Here is a 484-nt window from a genome sequence, read left to right on the forward strand (position 1 = left end):
GATCGGGCGGAGCTGGTGGCGGGTCTGCGGGCGCTGGCCGAGGGCGCGGCCGGTGGATCAGCGTCGAGTGTGTCGGCTGGTGGTGTGCTGACCGGTGGTTCGGTGCCGGGTGTACCGGCGCCGGGTGTGGTGACGGGTCCGGGCGCGGGTTCGGGTGCGGGGGGCCGGTTGGCGTTCCTGTTCTCCGGTCAGGGCAGTCAGCGGGCGGGGATGGGGCGGGAGCTGGCCGAGGCGTTCCCGGTGTTCGCTGAGGCGTTGGCCGGGGTGTGCGCGGTGGTGGATCCGCTGCTGGGTCTGCCGGCGGGTGCGTCGGTGCGTGAGGTGATGTTCGCCGGTGAGACGGCGGCGGCGGGTGCGGGCGCGGGCGCGGTGGCGGATTCGGACTCGGTCTCGGGCGCGGGCGCGGGCGCGGGTTCGGGTTCGGGTTCGGGTGTGGGTTCGTTGGATGAGACGTGGTTGACGCAGCCGGCGTTGTTCGCGTTCG

General features: G+C 74.2%; 1 protein-coding gene. It reads left to right on the plus strand.

What is annotated here, in order from left to right; genetic code table 11:
- Positions 1-168: 168 nt before the first annotated feature.
- Positions 169-484: acyltransferase domain-containing protein (locus tag ACWJ6R_RS37950; RefSeq protein WP_449066797.1), on the plus strand; the 316-nt coding region annotated here is incomplete at its 3' end.

The organism is Planomonospora algeriensis (genome assembly GCF_977012225.1).